We start from the raw sequence: 6090 nt of genomic DNA on the forward strand, positions 1-6090 counted from the left end.
CCCCACCTCCAACGCCTCCCCGCACGCCCGTGCGATCCCGGGCAGGCCCGGGATCGCGGGGGGAGGAGGGCGCCGCGCGTCGCCCCTGAATTGCTGCGCCAAACACCGTGAAAGGGCTGGCCGGGCGAGGATCCCGACGTCGGCCCATCGCGGGGCGGCGATCGAACGCGCGTTCCCGCCCGCCTGCTCGGCATCCGGCCTGCGGCGCTTGGCTCTGATGATGCATCGCGCCCCCGCTCGATCCCTGGCCGCCCGGAATGCCATGACCCACGATCTGCCTCATCGCGCGGCCGTTCGGACGATCCTGTCCCTCGCCCCGCCGCGGCGGGCCCGCCTTCGAAAGGGGCGGGCGTGAGCGACGCGATCGCTTGGGCGGAGCGCCGCCGCATCGCCGAGCAGGCGCGCGGCGAGCGGCCGTGGTCGCTCTGGGGGCCGTATTTGAGCGAGCGGCAATGGGGCACCGTGCGCGAGGATTACAGCCGCGACGGCAATGCCTGGCGCTCGCTGACCCACGACGATGCGCGCTCGCGCGCCTATCGCTGGGGTGAGGACGGGCTCGCCGGCCTCTGCGACGAGCGCGGCCTGCTCTGCCTCGCGCTCGGCCTTTGGAACGGGCGCGACCATATCCTGAAGGAGCGCCTGTTCGGCCTGACCAACGAGCAGGGCAACCACGGCGAGGACGTCAAGGAGCACTACCACTACCTCGACGCGGTCCCGAGCCACGCCTACCTCAAGTTCCTCTACCGCTATCCGCAGGCCGCCTACCCCTACGAGGACCTCGTGCGCGAGGGGCTGCAGCGCAGCCGCGAGGTGCCGGAATACGAGATCGACGACACCGGGATCTTCGACGGCGGCCGCTTCTTCGACGTGACGGTGGAATACGCCAAGGCGGATGTCGACGACATCCACGTCACCGTCTCGGCGACGAACCGGGGCCCGGAGGCCGCCGACCTCCACCTCGTCCCGCAGCTCTGGTTCCGCAACACGTGGTCGTGGCGGGAGAACGGCCCGCGCCCGCGTCTGGCGATCCACCCCGAGGGCGGCGTCGCCTGCGAGCATCCCCGCCTCGGCCCCTACCGGCTGGTCTTCGAGGGCGCGCCGGACGTGCTGTTCTGCGAGAACGACACGAACCTGCGCCGCCACGCCGGCCAGCCCGAGGCCGAGGGCCCGTTCAAGGACGGGCTCCACGCGGCGATCGTTGGGGGCGACGCCGCCGCGATCCGGCGCGATGCCGGGACCAAGCTCGGCCTGCACTACGCGCTCCGCCTGGAGCCCGGCGAGACCCGGCGGATCCGCCTGCGGCTGTCGGCGGGGGTGCGGACGCGCCCGCTCGATGCGGATGGCAGCCTCCGGGACCTGCGCGTCGCCGAGGCCGACGCCTTCTACGACGACCTTCAGGACGGGATCGCCGAACCGGATGCCCGTGCGATCTTCCGGCAGGCCGCGGCGGGGCTGATCTGGTCGAAGCAGCTCTATGCCTACGACGTGCGGGTCTGGCTCAAGGGCGATCCCCTGCAGCCGGTGCCGCCCCGGGAGCGCGACGGCGGCCGCAACACCCAGTGGCGCCACTTCGCGGCCTCCGACGTGCTCTCGATGCCGGACACGTGGGAATATCCGTGGTTCGCCGCCTGGGATCTCGCCTTCCACTGCCTGCCGCTGGCTCTGCTCGACCCGGACTTCGCCAAGAAGCAGCTCCTGCTGCTGACGCGCGAATGGTACATGCACCCCAACGGCCAGCTCCCGGCCTACGAGTGGGAGTTCTCCGACACCAACCCGCCGGTCCATGCCTGGGCGACCTACCGGGTGTTCGAGATCGACCGCGCCCGCCGCGGCGGACGCGGCGACCTCGCCTTCCTCGAAGGCGTCTTTCACAAGCTGCTGATCAACTTCACGTGGTGGGTGAACCGCAAGGATGCGGGCGGCCGCAACGTCTTCCAGGGCGGCTTCCTCGGCCTCGACAATGTCGGCGTGTTCGACCGGTCGCGCCCGCCGCCGGGCTTCGGCATGGTGCACCAGGCCGACGGCACCGCCTGGATGGCGATGTATGCCCTCAACATGATGCGCATCGCCCTCGAACTCGCGCTCCACAACGACGTGTACGAGAGCACCGCCTCGAAGTTCTTCGAGCACTTCCTGCTCATCGCCGAGGCGATGACCGACATGGGCGGCGAGGGCTTCGGCCTCTGGGACGAGGACGACGAGTTCTACTACGACGAGGTCGACATGCCCGGTGCCGGGCTGCTCCCCTTGCGTGTCCGCTCCATGGTCGGGCTGGTGCCGCTGTTCGCCGTCGAGGTGATCGAGCCCTCGGTGCTCCAGCGCCTGCCGGACTTCGCCCGGCGCCTCAACTGGCTGCTGGAGAACCGCCCGCATCTCGCCCGCCTCGTCTCCCGCTGGGACGAGGGCGGCGTGAAGGACCGCAAGCTCCTGTCGCTGCTGCGCGGCCACCGGATGAAGGCGCTGCTGCGGCGCATGCTCGACGAGGCGGAGTTCCTCTCGCCCTACGGCGTCCGTTCGCTGTCGAAGGCGCATCGCGACCAGCCCTATGCCCTGAACGAGTTCGGCGCCTCCTTCACGGTCCGCTACGATCCGGCCGATTCCACCTCGAACATGTTCGGCGGCAACTCGAACTGGCGCGGGCCCGTGTGGATGCCGACGAACTACCTGATCATCGAGGCCCTGCGCCGCTTCCACACCTATTACGGCGACGACTTTCGCGTCGAATTCCCCACCGGCTCGGGGGAGATGCACACGCTCGCCGCGATCGCCGACGCGCTCCGGGACCGGCTGATCGCCCTGTTCTCCAAGGACGGGGCCGGCCGCCGCCCGGCCTTCGGCGACCGGCCGCCGATCCCGGCGGCCGCGGGCGCCGAGGAGGCCCTGTTGTTCCACGAGTTCTTCGACGGCGACACCGGCCGCGGTCTCGGCGCCTCCCACCAGACCGGCTGGACGGCGCTGATCCTCAACCTGCTGCACCACCGGGCGAAGCCGCCCCCGTAGGACGCCTCGCGGTCGGCGTCGCAGGCGAAGGGCGGCGGCACCCGCGGGGTTCCGCGGGCCCCGCATCCCGGTATCCGGAGCCCTGCCCCCGGCGCCTCCGGCGGGTGGGGACGCCGATGCGTGTCCGGGGGCCGGACGGTGCCGTCCGCGGAGCGGGCGGCGGTTGCGTCCCGGCCGCTGCCGCGCGACAACGCGGGCAGCTTTTCGCGATGATCCGGAACACCCTCGACGTGACGTCCAACACCCCGGCGCAGCCCCAAAAGACCTTCGGCCTCTCGACCGCGATCTCCTACCCCAACGGCGCGCCGCATATCGGCCACGCCTACGAGGTGATCGCCGCCGACGCCATCGCGCGGTTCCACCGGCTCGACGGGTACGACGTGCTGTTCTCCACCGGCACCGACGAGCACGGCCTCAAGATCCAGCAGGCCGCGACCCGGGCCGGCACCAGCCCGCGCGCCTATGTCGACGGCACCGCCGCCCGCTTCCAGGCCATGGCCGACCGGATGGACTGCGCCTACGACCGCTTCATCCGCACCACCGAGCCGGGCCATTACGAGGCCGCGCAGGCGATCTGGCGGCGGATGGAGGCCAACGGCGACATCTACCTGGACACGTACGCCGGCTGGTACTCGGTCCGCGACGAGGCCTATTACGACGAGGCCGAGACCCGCCTGCTGGAGGATGGCAGCCGCCGCAGCCTCGCCACCGACACGCCCGTCGTGTGGATGGAGGAGGAGAATTTCCTGTTCCGGTTGTCCGCCTACCAGGACCGGCTGCTCAAGCTCTACGCGGACCAGCCGGACTTCATTGGGCCGGAAACCCGGAGGAACGAGGTGGCGAGCTTCGTGCGCTCCGGCCTCAAGGATCTGTCGGTCAGCCGCACCAATTTCGACTGGGGCGTGCCGGTGCCGGGGCACCCGAACCACGTCATGTACGTCTGGGTCGACGCCCTGACCAACTACCTGACCGTCACCGGCTTCCCCGACGAGTCAGCCGCCGGGAAAAAATTCTGGCCGCTGGACCTGCACATCATCGGCAAGGACATCGTCCGGTTCCACGCGGTCTACTGGCCGGCCTTCCTGATGTCGGCCGGGCTGCCCCTGCCCAAGCGCGTCTTCGGCCACGGCTTCCTGCTCTCCAAGGGCGAGAAGATGTCGAAGTCGCTGGGCAACGTCCTCGACCCGTTCGAGCTCGCCGACACCTACGGGGTCGATCCGGTGCGCTATTTCGTGTTGCGCGAGGTGCCGTTCGGCGGCGACGGCAGCTACAGCCACGAGGCGATCATCGGCCGGATCAACGCCGACCTCGCCAACGACATCGGCAACCTCGCCCAGCGCTCGCTGTCAATGGTGGCCAAGAACTGCGATGGCGCGGTGCCGGATCCCCGCGAACTGGCGGAGGCCGACCGGGCGCTGCTCGCCCAGGCCGACGCCCTGCCGCAGCGGGCGCGGGACCTGATGGGCGACCTCGCGCTCCACACGATCCTGGCCGAGATCTGGGCCGTGGTGGCGGAGGCCAACCGCTACTTCGCCGGCCAGGAGCCCTGGAAGCTCCGCAAGTCCGACCCCGCGCGGATGAACGCCGTCCTCTACACGACGCTGGAGGCCCTGCGCGCCTTCGGCATCCTGATCCAGCCCTTCGTGCCCGGTGCGGCCGCCAAGCTCCTGGATCTGCTGGCGGTGCCGGCCGACCGGCGCAGCCTCGCCGATGTGGGGGAGGGGGGCCGCCTCGTGCCCGGCACGGCCCTGCCTGCCCCCGCGCCGATCTTCCCGCGCTTCGAGCGCCCCGAAGCCCCCTCCGCCTGAGTCCCTTCCGCGTGAAGGACTCTGCCGCCCGCCGGCCCCGAGACCCGATGCTCATCGACAGCCACTGCCACCTCGATTTTTCCGATTTTTCCGCCGACCTGCCCGGCGTGATCGCCCGGGCGAAGGCCGCGGGTGTCACCGGGATGCTCACCATCTCGACCCGGGTCGCCCGGGCCGAGACCTACCGGGCGATCGCCGAGGCCCATCCCGAGGTCTGGCACACGATCGGCACCCATCCGGACGGCGCCGCCGAGGAGCCGGACGTGTCGGCCGAGACGATCGCGGAGATCGCCGCCTCCAGCCCGCGCTGCGTCGGGATCGGCGAGGCGGGGCTCGACTACCACTATCCCGACGCCGCCCCCGAGGCCGTGCAGGAGCGGGTGCTGCGCGCCCATATCGCGGCGGCGCGCCTCTCCGGCCTGCCCCTGGTGATCCACGCCCGGGACGCCGACGACCATATGGAGCGGGTTCTCGCCGACGAGATGGGCCAAAAACCCTTCCGGGCGGTGCTGCACTGCTTCTCGTCGGGCCGGCGGCTGGCCGAGGCCGGGCTGGAGCTGGGGCTGTACGTGTCGTTCTCGGGCATCGTCACCTTCCGGCGCTCGCACGATCTCCGGGACATCGCCCGGGCCGTGCCCCTGGACCGGATCCTGGTGGAGACCGACGCGCCGTTCCTCGCCCCCGAGCCCCATCGCGGGCGGACCAACGAGCCGGCCTACACGGCCGACACCGCCCGGTCGCTGGCCGAGACCCTGGGGCTCGCCCCGGAGGACCTCGCCCGGATCACCACGGCGAATTTCTTTGCGCTGTTCGACAGGGCGGCCCCCGGTGAGGCGGCGGGGCGGAGCGGGGGATCCGGATGGCCAGCCTGACCCTGCGGATCCTCGGCTGCGGTTCCTCCGGCGGGGTCCCGCGGGTCGGCAGCGGCTGGGGCGCCTGCGACCCGGAAGAGCCGCGCAACCGCCGCCGCCGCTGCTCGATCCTGGTCGAGCGTACCGCCGGGGCCGGGCGGACCACGCTCCTGGTCGACACCGCGCCGGACCTGCGCGAGCAGCTCATCGACGCGGGGGTGCGGCGCCTCGACGGGGTCGCCTACACCCATGCCCATGCCGACCACACCCACGGCATCGACGATTTGCGCCCGCTGGTGATCGCCATGCGGGCGCGCATCCCGGTCTACGCCGACGCCCTGACGCGGGCGCTGCTCACCGCCCGGTTCGGCTACTGCTTCGAGACGCCCCCCGGCAGCGCCTATCCGCCGATCCTCGACCTGCGCGACCTG

Annotated in this window: 4 protein-coding genes (1 of these 4 cut by a window edge); all 4 read left to right on the forward strand. The window is 71.4% G+C overall.

Annotated features, from left to right (window positions below):
• Positions 1 to 351 precede the first annotated feature (351 nt).
• Positions 352 to 3000 carry an MGH1-like glycoside hydrolase domain-containing protein gene (locus AC3IF1_RS17450; RefSeq protein ID WP_489218641.1) on the forward strand — a complete coding sequence of 883 codons (2649 nt, stop codon included), beginning with the start codon at positions 352 to 354 and terminating at the stop codon, positions 2998 to 3000.
• Between the two features lie 209 nt (positions 3001 to 3209).
• Complete coding sequence (gene metG / locus AC3IF1_RS17455) at positions 3210 to 4808, forward strand: methionine--tRNA ligase (protein ID WP_489218642.1); 1599 nt, start codon at positions 3210 to 3212, stop codon at positions 4806 to 4808.
• A 47-nt stretch (positions 4809 to 4855) separates the two neighbouring features.
• On the forward strand, positions 4856 to 5680 hold the full coding sequence (locus AC3IF1_RS17460) for a TatD family hydrolase (RefSeq protein ID WP_489218643.1): 825 nt from the start codon (positions 4856 to 4858) through the stop codon (positions 5678 to 5680).
• On the forward strand, positions 5668 to 6090 hold the 5' portion of the coding sequence (locus AC3IF1_RS17465; RefSeq protein WP_489218644.1) for an MBL fold metallo-hydrolase. 381 nt of this gene lie beyond the right edge of the window; the window shows 423 of its 804 coding nt (coding positions 1–423); it begins with the start codon at positions 5668 to 5670; its stop codon lies off the right edge, out of view. The genes AC3IF1_RS17460 and AC3IF1_RS17465 overlap by 13 nt, the downstream gene beginning before the upstream one ends.

This window comes from Methylobacterium sp. E-012 (assembly GCF_057836545.1).